Consider the following 18,977-nt stretch of genomic DNA (forward strand, 5'->3'; position numbering starts at 1 on the left):
TCATGAATCATACCGTAAGAATATTGGAGGAAATGCTATGTGGCTTGCAGATAACTGGAAAGATTATGAAGTAATAGACTGTTCAAAAGGTGAGAAATTAGAGCGCTGGGGTGACTATATCCTGGTTCGTCCGGATCCTCAGGTTATCTGGGATACACCACGCAAAGAAAAAGGCTGGCATAAAATGAACGCCCACTATCACCGCAGTAAAAAGGGCGGCGGCGAATGGGAATTCTTTGACCTGCCACAGCAGTGGAGTATCCACTACCGTAACCTTACTTTCCAGTTAAAGCCTTTCAGTTTCAAGCACACAGGTCTTTTCCCGGAGCAGGCTGCTAACTGGGACTGGTTCTCTGAACTGATTAAGAAAGCTGGAAGACCAGTAAAAGTCTTAAATCTTTTTGCCTATACCGGTGGTGCCACGATTGCTGCCGCAGCAGCAGGTGCATCCGTTACCCATGTAGACGCTTCAAAGGGTATGGTTACCTGGGCCAAGGAAAATGCTGCTTCTTCCGGTCTTACAGATGCACCAATCCGCTGGATTGTAGACGACTGTGTCAAATTCGTAGAACGTGAAATCCGCCGTGGCAACCACTACGATGCCATCATTATGGATCCGCCATCCTACGGCAGAGGTCCAAAGGGTGAAATCTGGAAAATCGAAGAATCCATCCATCCACTGGTCAAACTCTGTGCACAGCTTCTGGTGGACAGACCTTTGTTCTTCCTGATTAATTCCTATACTACAGGCTTACAGCCGGCGGTTCTCTCTTACCTTATCGGAACAGAGCTAAAACGTTTCTCTGGCAAAGTCACAGCCGACGAAATCGGTCTTCCGGTCAGTTCCAACGGACTTACACTTCCTTGTGGGGCTTCCGGACGGTTCGAGGGGATTTAAATTTAATGCAATTCTTTATATATAAATCAGATACAAATTTGCATTTCAATTAAACGTCAAAAAGGCATGACGTTAATCCGTCATGCCTTTTCATTCCTATCCTTTTCGAATCTTCTCATTAATAATCTTCATGTCCAATAAACTTGCACTTAGCAATATATCCACCACACCAGATGGCTCCCGCCACTGTTACGGACAGCAGACACTTGAATACCGCCAGTGCGATGATTCCAATTGTAAGATTTCCTGCAAAGTATGCAGAAACCACCCCCTGTATTGGTTTACATAACATAAGCCAGCCTCCCACATAAAGGGCTAGCAGCGTTCCGATGACAGAACAGAGTGTTCCGATCATCAGTCTCAGTGTTTTATGGCTAATCTGTGTTTCCTCTGCCTGTTTTGTAACTTCTTTCATCCTAATTCCCCTCTTCTCTAACATATCCCTTAGCATTTCTACTTGTTTAAATTTTTCAGATAAAAATTTGCATTTCTATATCAAATATACAATTTTTTTGTCGAAAGTTCAAGTAATTTTCTATTGCAATCTGTTGTAATCTGTTGTATCTGCGTCTTTCTTACTTTATAATAGTAACACAGTAAAAAGATTTTTTTCAGGGGTGACTCTATTATATGAATGGTTCGAAAAAACTACAACAGCTATTGGCTGTTCTCTGTATCTTTACAATTTTATTATGCAGCTGTAGAAAAGCAGAAAATACTCTTTCCACAAAACAGGAAACTTCGCTGCCAACTATTGTAATCGGCAGCGACAATTATCCGCCTTTTAATTATAGCGGAACAGACGGCAGACCAACCGGCATTGATGTGGAACTTGCCACGGAAGCCTTCCACAGAATGGGCTATCAGGCTGAATTTGTCACCATCGACTGGGAAAATAAAAAAGCGCTTCTGCAGGATGGCAGTATCGACTGTGCCTGGGGCTGTTTTAGTATGGACGGACGAATGGATGAATACAAATGGGCGGGACCTTATATGATCAGCCAGCAGGTGGTTGCAGTCAGTCCGGACAGCAATATTTACACCCTGCAGGATCTTGCCGGTAAAAACATTGCCGTTCAGGCCACCACGAAACCGGAAGATATTTTTCTCAACCAGACCGACCCCGACATTCCAAAAATTAACGGGCTTTTCGCCATGCAGAATCGTGAGCTGATTTACCCAATGTTAAGCAAAGGTTATGTGGATGCGGTTGCTGCCCATGAAACTTCTATTTTACAATATATGTCTGATTATCATGTGGAATACCGCATTCTGGATAAACCGCTTCTTACTGTCGGACTGGGTGTGGCTTTCTCTCTTGATGATACCAGCGGGCTTAACGAAAAACTGTCTGATACTTTAGAGGAAATGCAAAAAGATGGAACCTCTGAGAAAATCATCGGAAAATACTTAGCACATCCAAGTACTTATCTGGAGGTAGAAAATTATGAAGTCAAATAAGAACAAACCCTTTAGACTGCGTTTTTTCTGGCCTTTTTCAATATTTCTTGGCATCCTGTTCTTCCTTCTGGTATTTTTTACTTCCGCAAACGATGATATCGAATCCACAGAAGAACACCTTGCAGATACGGTTAATTATTTGAAGAAACAATGCTCCACCTACAGCAATTTAAATTTAGCCTCCGAAACCAAGAGCCTGATGCGTATTATTGAATGCTGTCAGCAGGCTGCCCACAATATTTCTACGGATAACTGTCTGCATGGCACAACATCCATGGAAAAAGCTTCCATGGAAGAATTTACAAAAGAGTTTTATATTACCGGCATTATTTTTCTGGATGAAACCGGAACTGTAACCTCTGAATATTGTACTGATTCCATTGGCAGTGCCGGCCTAACCGATACGCTGGAAAAAGAAGTTCTTCTGGATGTTGCCATACATCCGGCAAAAACATACTCTTCCAGAATCAACTGTGAAGATGGCTCTTATATCGACCTGGCAGCGGTAGGACGTACCGATACCTCTGGTATTATTGTAACTTATTACCATACACCACTTGATTATATTGAAAGTTACAGTATCTCTTTTCAGAATTTGCTGTCCGGCTACAGTATCAGCCGTAACAGCACCATTGTCATTACCAGTGGTGATAAAGTGATTGCCTCAAATGAAGAAAAACTCGAAGGAACAGATATTAATGATATTGAAGTACTACAGAATATAAACAAAAAAGCGGTAAGTGGACAGATGGTTCATGTTCATAATACAGTCTCCTCACCAAAGCATGTCTTTGGTATGTTAGATCAGGGACAGAATTATTATATCTACGTCTATCTGCCTGAGCATGCAGTTTTTGAAACGACTCCGCGAAAAGTATTTTATTATATGTTTGGTTATATCTGCCTTCTTCTGATTTTCCAGATGCTGCGCTGGAGGACTGACCAGAGCTACCAGAAAGCCCAGTTGAAGAAGGATAAACTCTATCAGGAATCACTAAAGGAGGCTGCCCAAAAGGCAGAAAGTGCCAACCTTGCCAAGACCGAATTTTTGCAGCGGATGAGTCACGATATCCGGACGCCGATTAACGGAATCCGTGGTATGGTGGAAATTGCCGGACATTATAAAGATAACCCTGTCAAACAGCAGGAATGTCTCGAAAAAATCCAGGAGTCTTCTGGTCTGCTGTTAGAACTTGTAAATGAAGTTCTTGATATGGGAAAACTGGAATCAGGCGAAATTGTCTTAGAATCCCGCCCGTTCCATGTTCTACACCTGGTCAATGATATCACCACCATCATAGAAAAGCAGGCTGCGGAACGTGGCATCGAAATTATTTCCGGAGTTCCTTCTGTCCAGCATCCCTGTCTCATCGGAAGTCCTATTCATATCAAGCGGCTTCTTATGAATATTGTAAGCAATGCAGTAAAATATAATAAGGAAAATGGAAAAGTCATTCTAAGTTGTCATGAAGTACGTTTCACGGAAGATACTGCCTGGATTGAATTTACCTGCTCTGATACTGGAATCGGCATGAGCAAAGAATTTCAGGAGCATTTATTTGAACCTTTTACTCAGGAAAACCATAATGCCCGTTCTACTTACAACGGTACCGGACTTGGCATGGCAATTGTAAAGAATCTTTTGGATAAAATGGGCGGAACCATTGATTTTTCCAGCGAAAAGGATATTGGCACCACTTACCGGATTACGATTCCTTTTTGTATCGACCATAATGCCGCTTCCACTTCCGAAGCGGAAACTTCCGATGAAGAAATCTCTCTTTCCGGCTATCATATTCTTCTGGCAGAAGATAATTCTCTTAATCTTGAGATTGCGGAATTTATTCTGACGGATGCTGGTGCAACGGTTACTGAAGCCCACAATGGAAAGGAAGCCCTGACCTTATTTGAAGCCTCCTCTCCGCAGGAATACGATCTGATTCTGATGGATGTCATGATGCCAGTTATGGATGGCTACCAGGCTACGAAAGCCATCCGTTCCCTGGACCGTGCAGATGCCGCAACCATTCCGATTCTTGCCATGACTGCAAACGCCTTTGCAGAAGACCGTCAGAAAACTTATGCTGCAGGTATGGACGAACACCTTACCAAACCACTGGATACGGAACTTCTTTTAAAAACAATTGCTAAATACACACCAAAGAAAAAAGCTCCAATGACACCATAGTACAGCGGGAGTTTTCTCTTCTTTGCCAGACAACCGTAAGAAACTGCCGGCAGCAGATTCTTACGGTTATTTGATATTATTAGAGTCTCTACCTAATCTGATGCCCGACAATTCGATAATAGGTTCTTGAGGTCATCTTGTATACCAGCAGATAAATAACTGTAAATACTGCAATCGTACCAAGAAGACAGTACGCAAACAGTCTTCCATTATTCAGATTCATCACTGCCAGTATCATCCGGATCATTGGAAATGCTGCCAGCACATGTAGTGCAGCGGTAACAATCGGTAGTAAAAATACCATCCGGATCTGTGCACTGATGGTCTTTTTTACTTCCGCATTGCTCATTCCTACTTTTTCCATAATGGCAAATCGCTCTTTATCCTCATACCCTTCCGAAATCTGCTTATAAAAGATAATAAGTACGGTAATCATCAAAAACAGGATTCCAAGGAAAATACCTAGGAACAGAAAGCCACCATACATCTGCTTGAACGAATCTTCATTTTCTGCTTTATTTTCCAGCATAATATAATAGGTTCCTTCCTGTCCTTCTCCCATACCGGATGCACCAATTGCCGCAGATACTGCATTTCCACAGGCAATCTTTTCTTCCTTGTTTCCATCGATGTCGATATACAGAGAATAATAATAGCTGCTGGCATTTTTCCCATAAATTTCTTTCTGTGCTTCATACAACGGTGCCATATCTTCTACGCTGTTTACTACCATATAATAGACCTGATTATCCATCCAATGTCCATTTTCAGAAGAAAAATGCTGTTTCTGTAAAATAGGATAAGTATAATCTCCAACCGTAATCGTATCTTTATCATAGCCATCACTGGTTACCAACACCACTTCGTGATCCGAAAGCTCCGGAACCCTTACATTATAAGCTTCCTCATAATCTTCCCTTGTAATCATGCGGAGCATAATAATATCAGAACTATAATCGCCCTCATCATCATGTTTTCGAATTACAAGATTTCCATCTTCTGATATGCAGGAAAATGTCAGCGTCATCATGCCCTGTTCTTCTTTTATACTGCGGTTCTCCTGCTGGATGGTGCGGTTCACTAACTCCCGCAACGTATCACCTTCTGTAATCGGATTTTCACTGATAATGGATACTCCGATATCTCCCTGATAACGGGTTGCCAGTTCATCATCCAGTCCGGCATACATACTTACCGTTGAAGAAATTACCACCAGTACCATCGTGGATAAAATACAGATGCTTGCCAGTCCTGCTGCATTCTGTTTCATCCGGTAAATAAGACCAGAGACTGCCACAAAATGTTTCTTTTTATAATAATAACTTTTTCTCTTTCTTAAGAACTTAAGCACTGCAATGCTGCCTGCCATAAATATAAAATAGGTTCCGATAATTACAAGTATTACCGCTACAAAGAACAGAAGCACTGCAGTTACCGGATTATCTACTGTAATTGCCATATAGTAGCCTGCTGCAAGTGTTACAATTCCAACTATTGCCATCAGCTTTTTCGTCTTCGGCTCCCGCTCGCCCTGGCTGCTTCCATGCAGCAATTCCACCGGTTTGGCAAGCTGTATCTGAAACAGATTATATATAAAGGTCAGCATAAAAATACCGGAAAACAAAAGGATGGTACTTACAACGCCACTTTCTGATACATAAAAAACAATTTCTGCATGGTATCCAATCATGGCGTACAATAACATACACATCAGTTTACTGAAAGCAATTCCTGCAACAAGTCCGCCACCGATGGCAACCACTGCCGAAAAAAACGTCTCCAGAAAAATTACTTTTGCCAGATGCCTTTTCTCCATTCCAAGAATGTTATAAATACCAAGCTCCTTTTTTCTCCGTTTCATAATAAAGCTGTTGGTGTAAAACAGGAATATCACAGAGAAAAATCCAATGATAACTGCACCCAGTCCCAGCACAAACTTTACATCCACGGCACCAAATGGCAGTTCGTCCAGTCCCGGATTGTAATTCAGATACAACATGGTATAAAAGAATGCCACCGTCAGCATCCCGGTCAACAGATACGGCAGGTAAAACTGTCTGTTGTGCTTTATATTATTTACTGCCAGTTTTCCATATAACCCCCTATTCATGTTTCTCACCACCTGTCGTAAGCATTGTCAGTGTATCTGAAATCTTTGCATACAATTCCTCACTGGTTAAATTACCACGGTAAATCTGGTGGAATACTTCCCCATCTTTAATAAACAATACTCTTCTTGCATGGCTTGCAGCCTTAGTGCTATGTGTTACCATAAGAATTGTCTGCCCCCGCTCATTAATCTTATTAAATAATGTCAATAAATCTTCCGTTGCTTTAGAGTCCAGTGCTCCGGTAGGCTCATCTGCCAGTACCAGCTCCGGCTTGATTATCAAGGCTCTTGCTACCGCCGCACGCTGTTTCTGTCCGCCAGATACTTCATAAGGATATTTTCCAAGAATATCAAGAATTCCAAGCTGCGCCGCAATCGGTGTTATGCGCCGCTCCATCTCTTTATAATCCACACCGGATAACACCAGCGGAAGAACGATATTATCTTTTAATGAAAAATTATCCAAAAGATTAAAGTCCTGAAATACAAATCCAAGATTTTCTCTCCGGAATGCGGAAATCTCTTTTTCCCGGATATCCACAATGTTCTTGCCATTTAATATGACCTGTCCACCGGTGGGCTTATCCAGTGCTGCCAGAATGTTTAAAAGCGTAGTCTTTCCAGAACCGGATTCTCCCATGATTGCTACATATTCTCCTTCTTCCACAGAAAAGGAAAGATTCTTTAATGCCTCTACCTGATTTCCACCCAGGCGGGTTGTATAAACTTTTTTCAGATTATTTACTTCTAAGATTGCCATTGTTTTCTCCTCACTTTATTGCTCTGTCATCTTTTCCATTATCATAGCAAAAAAGGAAAATGTCAGCCATGGATTCTGCTTACATTTTCCCTTTATCTCTTACATTTTTGTAAGATTGAAATTATATTTTCTAGCTTTTTTATTGTACCATAATTATATTCCACATTTTTCAGGTGATAAATTTGCTAATATTTACATTTTTCAGGACATAATTTTGTATATCACTTATCTCTACTTCACATGCTGTGCATCCATCTTATTTTGTCAACACTTTTCTGCAATACTTACGTGCACCACATCGTGGACAGGTCAGTTTTCTTTTTCGGATAGTATGTGGTCCCATAATATAATCCTTCATCTCTGGCACAAATCTGCCATGACATTCCGGACATTCATACGCTCCTGCATCACGGTCAAGAACGCAGGCAATCGCAATACCCATTATAATTACTGCCGTACCTAACACAATTAAAAGAATCCTCAACCAGTTTTCCATTACAAGAGCTCCTGACACCACAAATAATGGTGTTGCTGCAACAATTACTAACATTGCCACCATTGCTGATAAAATTATTTTTTTCTTACTTTCCTGTGCTTCTTTTACTAAATTCACCATATTTTCTTCCGCCTTTCTACGATAATCTTCTTCAGAAACTCTTTCTCCGGATAAAAGCTCATTTACAGTAATATCCAGTTCCCCACACAAAGGTAATAGCAACGACACCTCCGGAAAACCATTTCCACATTCCCACTTAGAAATCGTTTTATCACTAATTCCTAATTTTTCAGATAACTGCTTCTGGGTATAACCCTTTCTTTTTCTTTCTTCTGCAATAAATTTTCCAATTATTATCTGATTCATCTGCTTTCCTCCTTTCTGCTTTGATTATCTGGTAATTTCATTTTTAAGTACACCCACGGGACGTAGAAAATGGTGAATTTATACGGATTCCACGCTCCGTAGATACTGTTTTAAGAAAACTTTAACTTACTTTTGAAAAAAAAATGGAAGCTTCCCCTCCTACCGTATTTCAAGATGTACCTTCGTTCCCACTCCAATCTCCGACTCAATCGTAATTTCATGGGACAGCTTGCGCATAATTTTCCGGCAGAGATACAGTCCGATTCCTGTGGAGCGCTTATCTGCATGACCGTTATAACCGGTATAGCCTTTTTCAAAAATCCTTGGCAAATCCTCCGGTGCGATACCGATTCCGGTATCTTCGATAACCAGCTCTTTTGTCTCTTGCTCCGATTCTTCCTCTAAATAAACAGAAATGGTTCCACCGGCAGTATATTTGATTGCATTGGATAAAACCTGTTCTATCACAAATTCCAGCCATTTTTCATCAGTAAGCACCTGTGCATCAATCGGACTTAATTCCAATTTAATCTTCTTTCGCACAAATAACCTTGCATACTTATGAATTGCCTCCCGTACTACTTTATCCAGCGCAACTTCCCCGATTACAAAATCTGTGGTTTTCGCTGATATTCTGGTAAACTGCAATGCCATTTCCACATACTGCTCAATAGAAAAAAGCTCTTCCCACATTTCCTGGCTCCGCTCATCCTCTTCCTCTGCCAGCAGCAGACGCAGTGCTGCAATCGGTGTCTTGATCTGATGCACCCACATGGTAAAATATTCTGTCTGCTCCACCTGCCCGTTTTCCAGCCTATTAATCTGCTGCTGCAGTGTGATATATAAAGAGCGAAGCATTTCCTGGTAATCCGTTTCCATCTGTCCCCGCGGCAATGACAGCTTATCCATTGTCACAGCAATTTCAGAAGTCTGCTTTTCTAACTTCTTATGATGCAGATAACGCCTTGTAAAGTCTATGATTACTACCAGCAAAAACAGGAAGAAGCACAAAAATGCCGCATATCCCCATTGTGCCAGCGGCACCTGCTCGAATCCGATTACAAAGCACAGGATTCCAAAGCAGGCAAGCACTAACAACAGCCATTTCAGATTTTCTTTCAGATAATTTTTGACAAATCTCATTTCAGCCGATACCCGATTCCCTTCTTTGTAAGAATAAAATCCTCCAGACCTGCATCTGAAAGCTTCTTCCTAAGGCGGTTTACATTTACGGAAAGTGTATTCTCATCCACAAAGCAGTCACTTTCCCAGAGCTTTGTCATCAGCGTATCTCTTGAGACTACCTTTTCCTTATTTTCCATCAGCGTCTTTAGAATCCGCAGTTCATTCCTGGTAAGTTCCACTTTCTTATCCTGATAGGTAAGGACTGCTTCTGCCACCTGAAGCATCACTCCGTGATAGGTCAGTATTTCGCCGCCTTCCGTAAAATCATAAGTACGCCGCAGCATCGCCTGTACCTTTACCGTTAGGACACTTAAGTCAAAAGGCTTTGCAATAAAATCATCCGCTCCCATATTCACAGCCATCACAATATTCATATTGTCCGCAGCTGAAGAGAGAAAGATAATCGGTACCTTGGAAATTTTGCGGATTTCACTGCACCAGTAATATCCATTATAAAAAGGAAGTCCGATGTCCAGCAGCACAAGCTGCGGTGCAAACTCCGCAAATTCTTTTGTAACTGCTGAAAAATCTTTTGTGCACTGCACTTCATATTCCCAGTTTTCTAAATGTTTTTTAATACTTCTGGCTATAATTACATCATCTTCCACAAGATAAATCCGGTACATCTTCCCCCTGCCTTTCCGTTTTTCCCATACACTTCACTTTCTCTATGTTTTTCACTCTTTAATCCGATGTTTCATAATACGGAAAAAGATTTTTATCCTTGTCTTTTTCTTTTTCAAACATGTTGTTGTATTGCAGGATATTATACTGATTCAGAAGGTCTGCATCTTCCCCCTGTGCCTCAGAATAATGAAAAAATTCACCCTGGCTCTTTGAATAAAATGCCCTGGAATTCATTGCCGGTATCTCTTCCTGCAAGTCTGCTAAGAACTGGTTATATGCCGGCAGTTCAATACCCGCCTGCTGCAGTGTCATTGTAGATAAGTAATTCAGGCTGGTCAGTTCCACATCTTTACTTTCACTGTCATAATTCGTCCATACAAAAAATGGTACTGTAAATAATTCCTGCAGTTCATCCAAGGTAAGACCGGATAATCCCTTGCCATTCATGGACTGATAGAAATTATTATTCAGACTCGGCTGATGGTCTCCGAAAAATACGATTTCGACCTTGTCATCCACATTTTCAAAATAAGTAATCAGATTTTCCAGTGCCTTGTCACTCTCATGAATCAGGCTTAAATACTGGTTCACATCACTGAAATAATGATTCTTAAGATTTATCGTATTCCGGAAATTGTCATAATAATCGGTATAGCCACCGTGATTCTGCATGGTAACACCTAAGATAAATAATTTCTCATCGGAAGTCTTTTCCTCATACTGGTCAATAATTTTATTGTATAATTCCTGGTCCGTAATATATTCCCGCATGATATTGGTCTGGTCGAAATCATCGATAAAGAGACTCTCATCGAAGCCCAGCAACGGATAAACCTTGCTTCTGCTCCAGCCGGACGCATAGTAAGGATGCATGGAAATGCAGGAATATCCCCGCTCCTTTAAGGTGCTCACCAGGGAATACGGTTTCCTTGACATATACTGCTGATAAGGCACGGAGCCGCTTGGCAGGAATGCCATGGAATTTCCCGTCAGAAATTCCCACTCAGAATCCGGTGTCTTTGCACCAAAGACAGAAGACAGTGCATATCCCTTAATGACATTGGTGTCCATGGAATCAAAAAATGGTGTTACCTCTTCCGTTGTCTCAAATCCATAATGGGAAATCACACTCAAATCAGCAAAGGACTCATTCATAATGACAATAATGGTCGGGTCATCTTCCGAGCCTTTATTCTCCGGTGCCGGATATTCTTTGGAAATCTCTTCCACCACATCTTTTGAGTATCCATCCGGCTCCGCCACAAAGGAATCCCGGATGCTGAGTACAAAATTTAAGATATAGCCGTTGCGGTAAGTTCCTTTCTGTTCCCAGGATTCCATTACCGTATCTTCTGTGGCAATTCCCACATAAATTCCCATTACCAGTGCTGCCGCAAAGGCACTGATCCGAAGCATCCACTTCTTTTTAAATTCAAAATTCAGCTTCCTTATAAAGGCAACATATATCATGCTAAGAAGTATGACATAGACCGCCCGGTCTTCCAATACAAATTTATAATTTGCCGCCACAGAAAGTCCGGTGGATGCCGCTTTCAAATCTCCGAAAGAAAATTCATTTCCACGGAACTGATAGACAAAGTAATTGATTCCTGCAAGGCTTAAAAGGAAAATATGTCCTATCATGCAGGCAATCTTCGGCTTTGCTGTAATCACTAACATAGCAAGATAAAAGGCCATGCAGCAGAGTACATTCCATCTGGTGTGATTCACACTGATTTTCTCCCGCAGCTCTGCATCCAGCAAAAGATACTGCACCATATGCTCCGTCATGATGGCACTTAGGAAAATTTCAAGAGCAGCCCAGAGTGGATTGGCTTTCTCCGGCAATGTAATCTTAAGATTTTTGATACAAAAATAAATCAGCCCTGCGGCAGCTGCCACCAGAACATTTACCCCACCATAGAGACAAAAGCCCAACATCACTGCAAAAGCAATGAGTCCGGCTCTTATATTTGTTTTCTTATAATCCAGTTCGATAAGTCTAGCTGAATGTTTTTTATTCTGTTCTATTTTATTTCTTTCTGCTTTATTCTCATTCATTCCTTACAATCCTGCCGTCTTCTTCTGTGACAGAACTTCTGTCCATCCGCTACTATAACGCAGGTCTTTTTTGTTTGCAAGTCTCTTCACAAAATCTTAAAGAAATCTAAGCGACTGCAATCGGTCCCATTCCCATTGCCCAGCAGATGATATACAAAATCAGAAGGTGCGCCGGATAGAAAATGTAGAAAAAGTATTTCAAAGAAAGTCCACGTTTTCCATTATAAAATGCAATCGGAATGAATGCCAGCGGTGCGGTAAGCTCCCAGGAAAATCCGATACATCCTGCAAGCAGCTGATAGGATTTTTTCTTACGGAATACATAGAGTAATACGATGCAGGCAACGCCAATTCCAGCATAGTCGGTATTTAAAAATTCTGCCGCAAGGATTCCTGCTGCAAGAATTCCAGCATCAAAAATAACTTTCTTAAACTTCGCAAACCGTTCCTGATTCTCCACTGCCTGAAATCCCCACATAACCATCAGTCCGATAAACAGTGTAAAAAATACATTCTGATAACCGAATTCCAATATTTTTCCATTGAATAATAAGTCAAATGGAATTTCAGATACCAAGCAGAAGGAAAGCAGACGAAGTGCATATTTCTTCACATCATGTGTATGTTCAAAACCTTCGATTAAAAGAAAACAGAAAATCGGAAATGCCAGTCTTCCGACAAAACGCATCATCTGATATGTAATCACCAGGGTACTGTTGGCATCAATCCATGCATTCAGATCTGCCGCCTCATTCATGCCACGGACTACCAGCAGTCTGCCAAGAACTCCGGCTCCGATATGGTCAATTAACATCGTTATAATCGCAATGATTTTCAGTGTGCTGCCACTGATTCCTTTTCTTTCTTTCATCTTAATTCCTTCTCTTTCCCTTACTGCTGTGCCTTATCTGCCTTGCGTTTTGCAATCCGTCGGTCAATACGCTTATGCAGTAATACCACCACACCACCGATAACAAATGGAAGTACGAATGTTGCAAAACGGTATAACAGTGCCGCAGAACCGGCTTCTCCGGTTCCTACCAATACTGTAAACAATGCGGTAAATACAAACTCTGAGGAACCGATTCCTGCCGGAGACGGAATGACTGCTGCCAGCATAAAAGCAAGGGAAGTAACTGCCCAGGACTGTAACAGTGTCAATCCATATTCCCGATATAAAATCACGAATGGTATGCCATAGCAGAATGCAAATTTCAACAGATTCTTAGCTACAATGGATGCAATTAGTTTTCCCTTGGTCAGAAGCATGCCTGCTGCATCCTCTAAGATGCCACACTGTTCCCGTAACATGGCTGCCTGCGCATCGAATTTTCCTTTGCGGTTCAGCTTGTCCACCAGGAAAAGTAAAATTCCATGGAACTTCTTTGAACAGCAGAATAAAAGTAATGCAGTTGCTATCACTGCCGTCAACACATATCCTGCAATCAGAAGATTAAAATATTCGGAATAATGTTCCTTCATAAATCCGAAATTTAACAGGAAGAAAATAATGGAAAAGATTGCAATCGTTACTTTATGAATCGCATACTCTACCATATACATTCCGGTTCCCTGAAAAACCGGAATTCCTTTTTCATTGAAATAATATACCGCTGCCACACCGGCACCACTGCCTAAGGTTGCCACACGGTAAAATGAGCAATAAAAGGCGCTCTCTACACCCATCCGGTATGTAAACTGTGGATTATACTGCTTTGCGAAGGAATAATTAATCCATCCTTCTACCACATTATACATAACACCGGCACCGCAGATGGTAATGACCACCCAAGGTGCAGTTGTAGAAAGCTCCTTTAAAATTGGTCCGGCTGAATCCCGGAACGTATAAATGATAATTGCTACGATGGCAATTACAAAAACCAGTTTCAGTATTTGCTTTATCCGCTTATTAATAAAACCTCACTCCCAGTTCTCTTTTTCCTCTGCTGCCTGTCTATTTTACCACGTATCTCCATGGATTATTCGTCACACACAGGATTATATCAAATATCCATTTTTTGTCAAACTTCTGTATTATATTTCCTGGCAAAAAGTGCTATACTTTAATTATCTATATATAAGCGATTGCAAAAAGAATAATTTCTAACAGATTGATTTTTGATTATCCAAAGGGCTTCTTTTTTCGCTATAAAATACCGCAGTTCTAAAGTGCATGTTTTTCTTTCTGTGATAAAAACCGTCTTTCCAATGTTTGACAAAAGTACTGCACGGTTCGCCGAAATGCGGATGCATGATAAGGGCTATTAGGGGCACTTGGAATTTCGTCTGGCATCCGGCAACGCTGGCACAGGACGTGCCAGCGAGGCGCATCTGAACATGGATGTGAATTTGCGCCGGTTGCCAGAACGAACGAAATGTAAATCGAAATTCCCAGTGCCCCTTGCAGGCTTTATGTTGCATCCGCATCCGGCGGACAGTGCAGTACTTCCGTCAAAGCAGGCGGAAAGACAGTTTACAATCAAGAAAAACATGCACTAAGAACTGCTGGCATTTCATATCAAAGAAAAAGAATTCCCTTCGGATAATCAAAATTCACCTGCAGACTTATGTCTCCTTTTTGCAATCACTTAAAATATAATTAGTTGAAAGGATTGTTGTTATGCCAGGATTTACCACCCACTATTTATTTGGACTGAATTCTTTTCGTGAATTAGAGGAACCGGATCTTGTTTCCTGCATCCGTAAATTTCCGCATGCATTCTGTATGGGCTTACAGGGACCGGATATTTTCTTTTATTACCTGCCGTCCTACCTTCGCTCTTCCGGAAATATCGGGCAGTTGGCACACCACAAAAATACCGGTGTTTTTCTTACCCAGCTTTTAAAAAGTAAGGACATGTTCTTGGAAGAGACGGAGCAGCAGATTGCCATTTCCTATATCTGCGGCTTTCTTGGACATTATGTCTTAGATACTACCTGTCATCCATATATCTTTGCCAAGTCACACTATGGCACTTATGATAAGGGTTATTTTGGTCATCATGTATATCTGGAAACAGATATTGATGCAGAGCTTCTTACCTATTATAAGAACTGTGCGCCATCTGAATTCAACCAGAGTGCCACCCTGCACATCAGCCGGAAGGAACGGCACATCATTGCTTCTTTATTATTAAAGACTTACAGCGCCACATATAAAGAGTACCGCTTTACTTACCGCTCCATGCAGGCTGCCTTAGAAGCTGTGCAGCTTAATACCGCATGGATTCGTGACCCGCAGGGCAAGAAAAAAGTCCTTGCCCGTAAAATCGAGGCAAAGACTTTAGGTTATGCATGTATTTCTCCGTTGATTCCAAGTGACTACTTTACTTTTACGGTAGACCCGCTGAATCTTCGTCATTTCCGTTGGCGGAATCCATGGAACAAAGAAGATGTCTCCCATGAGTCCTTCTTTGACCTTCTGGATACTGCGGGAACCCGGTATCAGTCCATCTTAAATAAAACTGCAAGACTGTTTACGCTTCCAATTGGAACGCCGGTTTACCGGGAACAGTTAGATGCACTTTCCTTAGAGCTAGGAAACAACTCTTATGATTCCGGACTTCCATTAGAGAAAAATTCCTGAATCTGACCACAGATAATCTCCATGAGGCGGGTGCGGGCTTCCACACTCGCCCATGCAATATGCGGCGTAATCAGTAATTTCTCACTGTCTTTGATTCTGCGCAGCGGATTTTCCGGACTCATCGGTTCTACCCGGAGGACATCCAGTCCTGCTGCCGCAATCTCACCCTGTTCCAAGGCTTCTGCCAAATCCTCTTCTACCACAATCGGTCCTCTTCCAAGGTTTAAGAAAATAGCCGTTTTCTTCATCTGATGAAAAGCTTCTTTATTCATCAAATCCAACGTGTTTTCATCCAACGGTGCATGAACGGATACAATATCCGATTCCTTTAACAGTTCTTCGAAGCTGACACGCTCATAGCCCGGCTGGCTGTTTCGCCCGGAAGTGGAATAGTAAATGACACGACAGCCAAAGGCTTTTGCAATATCTGCAACTCTTCTTCCGATATTTCCAAGTCCAATAATGCCCCAGGTCATTTTTGCCAGCTCTCCGAAATGTTTATCAAAGTGGGTAAACATTTTATCTCCGATATATTTTTCATCTTTTACATAACGGTCATAATAAGGCAGTTTTTCCAGTAAATAAAACAGCATGGCAAAGGTATGCTGTGCCACCGATTCTGTGGAATATCCCGCTACGTTGCGCCATGTAATACCACGTTTTTCAAGGTATGCCTTATCGAGATTATTCGTTCCGGTTGCCGTCACACACACAAGCTTTAAGTGGCTTGCATTTCCAATGGTCTTTTCGTTAACTTCTACTTTATTTAGTACCAGCACATCTGCATCCACGCTTCGTACTGCCGCTTCCTCTGCTGTCGAGAAATCATATTTTATAACTTCTCCCAATGCATCATATGTGGATAAATCAATATCCTCTCCAATTGATTTTGCATCTAAAAAAACGATTTTCATTCTGTCTCTTCCTCCTGCAATGCTGCCGCAATTTCATTCATTTTCTTCTTGTCCAGCCGGTAAAATTTCAACGCAATCAAAGAACTTACCCAGCCGATAATCGGTGTTCCGCAAAATAGGAATATGGTTGTATAACGCAATACCGGTGTCAAGGCATCACCAATCTGCGGAAATGTTTTATTATATCCAATCAGTAACATTACCAGTCCTACAAATGCCGTTCCCAGTGCCGCAAAAATTTTATCTACAAAGGAAAACAGTGCTCCCATCAGTCCCGGTACAAATTTACCGCTGCGGTACTGCTCATAATCGGAGCAGTCTGCAATCATCGGCACCACCATATTATTTGTAATGGACTTACAGCCATTTAATAATACAAAGAATAACATAAACCAGAAGGAAATGGCATTAAAATGTTTGAGATTAAAAGTAACCGTATTGATATTGTCCTGCATCAACACCACAATCAATAGTAACTGGAAGAAAATGCCAAGTCCCGTAAATAATACCAGTGCCTTCTTCTGTCCCATCCTCTGTGCTGCCCGGATGCCAACGGTCACTACCAAAAGCGTCGGCAATGCTGCCACCACACCAATCCATCCGGCGATTCCATAATTTTCCATCATGATGCCATAAAGCATAACGCCTACTGTTGTATGGCTGTATACCGTTGCCGCAAACCGGTTGGTGCAGGCTGCCATAATCAGCATACGGATTGGCTTGTTCTGTTTTAAAATCAAGAAAAAATCCCACACCTTAATCTTCTGTGTCTGCTGATGTTCATAGCGTCCCGGCTGGTCTTTCTTCCAGATTCCGATTACCGCCAAAAGTGTTGCCAGTGCCGACAATACCACAACCCAGAATACATACTCCACATACAGCTCTTCGTTGGTAAATCCACCGTATTTCGGCACCAGATAATTGGCTACAAACAAGGCACTGCCGCCGTATGCCGCCATGATGAAAATGGAATCGAAATAAGTGGACAGCGGGCGTTTCTTCGGATTATTGGTAATAATCGTCTGCCCCGATTTGGCAACCACAGTCTGAAAGGTATATCCGATAATAAAAATTGCATAGATAATAATAAAATACGGAATCCGTACCCACTTTGAAATCAGATGTGTTGTCGCAAACAGGAGAACAGCACTGACTGCCATCAGTATATTTCCAGCCACCATAAAAGGACGGAATTTTCCAAACCGTCCTTTACTCTTATCCAACAGGAAACCAACCACAGGGTCAGTTACACCATCAAAAATATTCATTGCTGTTACCAGCGAAGAAATCAGCACAACAGAAAAGCCAGCCATGGAATTGGCATAGTATGAGATATAACCCATCAAAGCCAGATACAGATTTGCTGCTGTATTATTCATGGAAAAAAATGCAATCTGCCAGATTTTTGCATCATTATAATGAATTGTCTTTTCCTGCTCTGTCTGTTCACTCATCATTCCTGCTTCTTACTTCTTTAAATAATTCTTTAATGCTGTCATCTGTTCTTTGCCCTCAAGATAACCCTCTTCGTATAATTCTTCTAACCGCTTCGGGTCACTTTCGGTTCTGCCTATCCCATGGGTCGTATCCGGTGCAATTACAAAAACGCGTCCTTCTTTTTCCAAATGGAATAATTTTTGCATAGACTCATTATATTTTGCCGGACGCTCCTTTAAATCCTTTACGATATTCGGATAACGCCGATATAATACAGAAGAAATCTTCGTTCCGCCATCTGTATGCTTCTCATAGCCACGCTCTCTTGTCAGTACGACAATTACTTTATCGCAGCCCTGCTTTAATGCCCTCTCAAACGGAACTGAATCTGCCACACCGCCATCCAGATAATAGCGCCTGCCTACCTGCACCGGCTTAAAAAATACCGGAAGTGCACAGCTTGCTTCGATAACTGCCATACTGGAGCTGTCTCTTGGCACCTCAAGATACTCCGCCTTACCGGAATGAATGTTTGTCACTGCTGCTTCCACCTGCCCCGGAAACGCAGCAAATGCATCATAATCAAAAGGCAGTAATTTATTTGGCACTTCATCAAAGACGTAATCCAGATTATAAAAGGTTTTGCGGTTCTTATCAAATAAGAACTTAAATCCCTGATAATTACCATCTGACATATATTTTCTTGCAAGCTCTAAGTTTCTGCCGTGCTGCTTTGACAAATAGGATAAGCCAAAGGCTATTCCTGCCGATACGCCGATAAAATAATCAGGCATTATATTTTCTTCAAGAAATGCGTCTGCCACTCCACAGGAAAAAATTGTCCTGCTGGCTCCGCCTTCAAATACCATTCCAAGTTTCATATGCAAT

At 41.6% G+C, this 18,977-nt stretch carries 17 protein-coding genes; 5 read left to right on the forward strand and 12 right to left on the reverse strand.

The window, feature by feature from the left end; all coding sequences use genetic code 11:
• Positions 1-37 precede the first annotated feature (37 nt).
• Entirely contained in the window at positions 38-898 is an 861-nt protein-coding gene (locus DV740_RS08660) for a class I SAM-dependent methyltransferase (RefSeq protein ID WP_118057039.1), read from the forward strand.
• 118 nt (positions 899-1,016) lie between these two features.
• On the opposite strand, the gene DV740_RS08665 is transcribed toward DV740_RS08660, so the two are convergent.
• Complete coding sequence (locus DV740_RS08665) at positions 1,017-1,313, reverse strand: hypothetical protein (protein WP_117697786.1); 297 nt, start codon at positions 1,311-1,313, stop codon at positions 1,017-1,019.
• Positions 1,314-1,528: 215 nt separating this feature from the next.
• Between DV740_RS08665 and DV740_RS08670 the strand changes: the two genes are divergently transcribed.
• Together DV740_RS08670 and DV740_RS08675 are read left to right on the forward strand one after the other, a co-directional pair.
• Positions 1,529-2,359, forward strand: coding sequence for a substrate-binding periplasmic protein (locus DV740_RS08670; protein WP_118087850.1), 831 nt, complete (start codon positions 1,529-1,531; stop codon positions 2,357-2,359).
• A complete protein-coding gene (locus DV740_RS08675) occupies positions 2,346-4,547 on the forward strand; it encodes an ATP-binding protein (RefSeq protein ID WP_118087851.1) in 2,202 nt (733 codons plus the stop codon). The genes DV740_RS08670 and DV740_RS08675 overlap by 14 nt, the downstream gene beginning before the upstream one ends.
• Before the next feature lie 88 nt (positions 4,548-4,635).
• Here DV740_RS08675 and DV740_RS08680 read toward each other — a convergent pair whose 3' ends face one another.
• The 8 genes from DV740_RS08680 to DV740_RS08715 form a co-directional block, all read right to left on the reverse strand.
• The gene (locus DV740_RS08680; protein ID WP_118087852.1) at positions 4,636-6,657 is read right to left on the reverse strand and encodes an ABC transporter permease; all 2,022 of its coding nucleotides are present in this window, start codon (positions 6,655-6,657) and stop codon (positions 4,636-4,638) included.
• Positions 6,650-7,417 carry an ABC transporter ATP-binding protein gene (locus DV740_RS08685; protein ID WP_022243488.1) on the reverse strand — a complete coding sequence of 256 codons (768 nt, stop codon included), beginning with the start codon at positions 7,415-7,417 and terminating at the stop codon, positions 6,650-6,652. Before DV740_RS08685 ends, DV740_RS08680 begins: the two co-directional genes overlap by 8 nt.
• Before the next feature lie 256 nt (positions 7,418-7,673).
• Positions 7,674-8,279: a helix-turn-helix domain-containing protein gene (locus DV740_RS08690; RefSeq protein WP_118087853.1), complete on the reverse strand. Its 606-nt coding sequence runs from the start codon at positions 8,277-8,279 to the stop codon at positions 7,674-7,676.
• Between the two features lie 159 nt (positions 8,280-8,438).
• On the reverse strand, positions 8,439-9,422 hold the full coding sequence (locus DV740_RS08695) for a sensor histidine kinase (protein ID WP_118087854.1): 984 nt from the start codon (positions 9,420-9,422) through the stop codon (positions 8,439-8,441).
• The gene (locus tag DV740_RS08700; RefSeq protein ID WP_118087855.1) at positions 9,419-10,090 is read right to left on the reverse strand and encodes a response regulator transcription factor; all 672 of its coding nucleotides are present in this window, start codon (positions 10,088-10,090) and stop codon (positions 9,419-9,421) included. Before DV740_RS08700 ends, DV740_RS08695 begins: the two co-directional genes overlap by 4 nt.
• A gap of 58 nt (positions 10,091-10,148) precedes the next feature.
• Complete coding sequence (locus DV740_RS08705; RefSeq protein ID WP_118087856.1) at positions 10,149-12,152, reverse strand: LTA synthase family protein; 2,004 nt, start codon at positions 12,150-12,152, stop codon at positions 10,149-10,151.
• A gap of 106 nt (positions 12,153-12,258) precedes the next feature.
• On the reverse strand, positions 12,259-13,023 hold the full coding sequence (locus DV740_RS08710) for a TraX family protein (protein WP_117947177.1): 765 nt from the start codon (positions 13,021-13,023) through the stop codon (positions 12,259-12,261).
• A gap of 20 nt (positions 13,024-13,043) precedes the next feature.
• Complete coding sequence (locus tag DV740_RS08715; RefSeq protein WP_330415620.1) at positions 13,044-14,066, reverse strand: lysylphosphatidylglycerol synthase transmembrane domain-containing protein; 1,023 nt, start codon at positions 14,064-14,066, stop codon at positions 13,044-13,046.
• Between the two features lie 360 nt (positions 14,067-14,426).
• Here DV740_RS08715 and DV740_RS14800 point away from each other — a divergent pair, with 360 nt between their 5' ends.
• Together DV740_RS14800 and DV740_RS08725 are read left to right on the forward strand one after the other, a co-directional pair.
• On the forward strand, positions 14,427-14,651 hold the full coding sequence (locus tag DV740_RS14800; RefSeq protein ID WP_147340210.1) for a hypothetical protein: 225 nt from the start codon (positions 14,427-14,429) through the stop codon (positions 14,649-14,651).
• A gap of 121 nt (positions 14,652-14,772) precedes the next feature.
• Positions 14,773-15,738 carry a zinc dependent phospholipase C family protein gene (locus tag DV740_RS08725; RefSeq protein ID WP_118087858.1) on the forward strand — a complete coding sequence of 322 codons (966 nt, stop codon included), beginning with the start codon at positions 14,773-14,775 and terminating at the stop codon, positions 15,736-15,738.
• On the opposite strand, the gene DV740_RS08730 is transcribed toward DV740_RS08725, so the two are convergent.
• The 3 genes from DV740_RS08730 to DV740_RS08740 are packed head-to-tail and all read right to left on the reverse strand — an operon-like array spanning position 15,702 to position 18,970.
• The gene (locus tag DV740_RS08730; protein WP_118087859.1) at positions 15,702-16,652 is read right to left on the reverse strand and encodes a D-2-hydroxyacid dehydrogenase; all 951 of its coding nucleotides are present in this window, start codon (positions 16,650-16,652) and stop codon (positions 15,702-15,704) included. The genes DV740_RS08725 and DV740_RS08730 overlap by 37 nt on opposite strands.
• Positions 16,649-18,106 carry an MFS transporter gene (locus DV740_RS08735; RefSeq protein WP_118087860.1) on the reverse strand — a complete coding sequence of 486 codons (1,458 nt, stop codon included), beginning with the start codon at positions 18,104-18,106 and terminating at the stop codon, positions 16,649-16,651. The genes DV740_RS08730 and DV740_RS08735 overlap by 4 nt, the downstream gene beginning before the upstream one ends.
• A 12-nt stretch (positions 18,107-18,118) precedes the next feature.
• Positions 18,119-18,970 carry a patatin-like phospholipase family protein gene (locus DV740_RS08740; RefSeq protein WP_118087861.1) on the reverse strand — a complete coding sequence of 284 codons (852 nt, stop codon included), beginning with the start codon at positions 18,968-18,970 and terminating at the stop codon, positions 18,119-18,121.
• Positions 18,971-18,977: the final 7 nt, after the last annotated feature.

The organism is Roseburia sp. AF02-12 (genome assembly GCF_003461765.1).
Lineage (GTDB): Bacteria > Bacillota > Clostridia > Lachnospirales > Lachnospiraceae > Roseburia_C > Roseburia_C amylophila.

Coding starts and splice junctions, on each gene's coding strand:
- DV740_RS08660 (WP_118057039.1), top strand. CDS start 38: ATGTGGCTTGCAGATAACTGGAAAGATTATGAAGTAATAGACTGTTCA.
- DV740_RS08665 (WP_117697786.1), bottom strand. CDS start 1,313: ATGAAAGAAGTTACAAAACAGGCAGAGGAAACACAGATTAGCCATAAA.
- DV740_RS08670 (WP_118087850.1), top strand. CDS start 1,529: ATGAATGGTTCGAAAAAACTACAACAGCTATTGGCTGTTCTCTGTATC.
- DV740_RS08675 (WP_118087851.1), top strand. CDS start 2,346: ATGAAGTCAAATAAGAACAAACCCTTTAGACTGCGTTTTTTCTGGCCT.
- DV740_RS08680 (WP_118087852.1), bottom strand. CDS start 6,657: ATGAATAGGGGGTTATATGGAAAACTGGCAGTAAATAATATAAAGCAC.
- DV740_RS08685 (WP_022243488.1), bottom strand. CDS start 7,417: ATGGCAATCTTAGAAGTAAATAATCTGAAAAAAGTTTATACAACCCGC.
- DV740_RS08690 (WP_118087853.1), bottom strand. CDS start 8,279: ATGAATCAGATAATAATTGGAAAATTTATTGCAGAAGAAAGAAAAAGA.
- DV740_RS08695 (WP_118087854.1), bottom strand. CDS start 9,422: ATGAGATTTGTCAAAAATTATCTGAAAGAAAATCTGAAATGGCTGTTG.
- DV740_RS08700 (WP_118087855.1), bottom strand. CDS start 10,090: ATGTACCGGATTTATCTTGTGGAAGATGATGTAATTATAGCCAGAAGT.
- DV740_RS08705 (WP_118087856.1), bottom strand. CDS start 12,152: ATGAATGAGAATAAAGCAGAAAGAAATAAAATAGAACAGAATAAAAAA.
- DV740_RS08710 (WP_117947177.1), bottom strand. CDS start 13,023: ATGAAAGAAAGAAAAGGAATCAGTGGCAGCACACTGAAAATCATTGCG.
- DV740_RS08725 (WP_118087858.1), top strand. CDS start 14,773: ATGCCAGGATTTACCACCCACTATTTATTTGGACTGAATTCTTTTCGT.
- DV740_RS08730 (WP_118087859.1), bottom strand. CDS start 16,652: ATGAAAATCGTTTTTTTAGATGCAAAATCAATTGGAGAGGATATTGAT.
- DV740_RS08735 (WP_118087860.1), bottom strand. CDS start 18,106: ATGAGTGAACAGACAGAGCAGGAAAAGACAATTCATTATAATGATGCA.
- DV740_RS08740 (WP_118087861.1), bottom strand. CDS start 18,970: ATGAAACTTGGAATGGTATTTGAAGGCGGAGCCAGCAGGACAATTTTT.